This window comes from Kitasatospora putterlickiae, assembly GCF_039527695.1.
Lineage (GTDB): Bacteria > Actinomycetota > Actinomycetes > Streptomycetales > Streptomycetaceae > Kitasatospora > Kitasatospora putterlickiae.
In genome coordinates this window covers 3209-4884 of sequence record NZ_BAAAKJ010000445.1, presented here as the reverse complement: position 1 = coordinate 4884, position 1676 = coordinate 3209, and the positions used below count along the sequence as shown (strand labels likewise).

The following is a 1676-nucleotide window of genomic DNA, read 5'->3' as shown; positions in this document are numbered from 1 at the left end:
GCGCGTTGCGGCCCGCGCCGGAATCCGAAACGGCGGCGGGGCTCGGCCGGGGGCGCGGGCTCGCCGGAGCGCGCGCCGGTGCGGGAAAGGCTCATCGCTCAGGACTACGGCCCCGGCCGCGCCCCCGGTTCACCCGTCCGCCGGACCGGCCGTCAGGCGTCCGCCGCCCCGGCCGGCTCCCGCACGGGTTCCGGTTCCGGCTCCGGATCGGGCATCAGCCCGGTCTGCACCTGCACCGTCCGGCGCCGGGTGATGTGCAGGCCGCGGCCGGGCGGCAGCAGGCGCGGCTTGACGCTGCCGAACAGCGTGCCCTCGCTGGGCGGGCAGGAGAGCAGGGTGACCGGCGTGTTGACGTCCTGGAGCCGGCGCAGCAGCTGGTCGCTGTAGGACCGGCCGATGCCGTTGGCCGAGCGGGCGACGATCAGGTGCAGGCCGAGTTCGGTGCCCTGCGCCAGGTGTTCGAGGAGCGGGCCGAACGGGCCGGCGCCCATCTGAGCGGGGATGAGGTCGTAGTCGTCGACGACGACGAAGAGCTCCGGCCCCGTCCACCAGTCGCGCAGCCGCATCCGGGCCGGGCTGATCTCCTCGCCGGGCAGCCGGGCCTCCATGGCGCGGGCCGCGCCGGTGACGACCTGCTTGAGCACGTCCACCGAGACGGCGTAGCCGAGCCGGTACTCCTCCGGGACGCTCTCGTAGAGCCCGCGCCGGAAGTCGACGAGCATGATCCGGGCCTCCGCGGGGGTGTAGGCGGAGGTGATGCCGTCGACCAGCAGGCGCAGCAGGTTGGTCTTGCCGCTCTCGCTGTCGCCGACCACCAGCAGGTGGGGCGACTCCTCGAAGTCGTGCCAGAGCGGCGCGATCGCGGTGTCCTCCATGCCGATGGCGATCCGCAGCCGGCCCTCGGGGGCGGGCAGCGCGGCGGCGTCCAGCAGCAGCGGCAGCATCCGCACCTCGGGCGCGCGGGGGCCGCTCCAGTGCTCGTTGACGGCGTCGACGAGATCGGCGATGCCGTCGGCGAGGTCCTCGGCGCCGCCCTGTCCGTCGATCCGGGGGAGGGCGCCGAGGAAGTGTAGCCGCTCCTTGGTGAGGCCCCGGCCGGGGCTGTTCTGCGGGACGGTCTCGGCGGCCCGCATGTTGATCATGGAGTCGATGGCGTCGCCGAGCCGCAGCTCGAAGCGGGTGCCGAACTGGTCGCGCACGCCGCCGGAGAGCTCGCCCCAGCGGGCCGTGGCGACGACCAGGTGCACCCCGTAGTTGAGGCCGCGGGAGGCGATCGGGGTGAGCGCGGGAATCAGGTCGGCGAACTCCTGGCGCAGGGTGCTCCAGCCGTCGATGACCAGGAACACGTCGCCGTGCCGGTCGTCGGCGAGCTCCGGGTCGCCGGCCGCCTTGCGCCGCCGGAACGTCGTCATGGAGTCCACGCCCAGCTGGGCGAAGCGCAGCTCGCGGCGCGCGATGACGCCGTTGACCTCGGCGATGGTGCGCCCGACCCGCTCCGGGTCGTGACGCCCGGTGACGCCGCCGACGTGCGGCAGCCCGCGCAGCGAGGAGAGCGTGCCGCCGCCGAAGTCCACGCAGTAGAACTGGACCTCCTGCGGCGTGTGGGTGAGCGCGAGACCGGTGATCAGGGTGCGCAGCAGGGTGCTCTTGCCGCTCTGCGGGCCGCCCGCGACGGC

The 1676-nt window shown here is 74.4% G+C and carries 1 protein-coding gene; it reads right to left on the bottom strand.

The features are described from left to right. Positions 1-152: 152 nt before the first annotated feature. Positions 153-1676, bottom strand: a 1524-nt coding sequence (gene eccCb, locus ABD308_RS36160; RefSeq protein WP_344344414.1) for a type VII secretion protein EccCb, incomplete at its 5' end; no start/stop codon positions are given.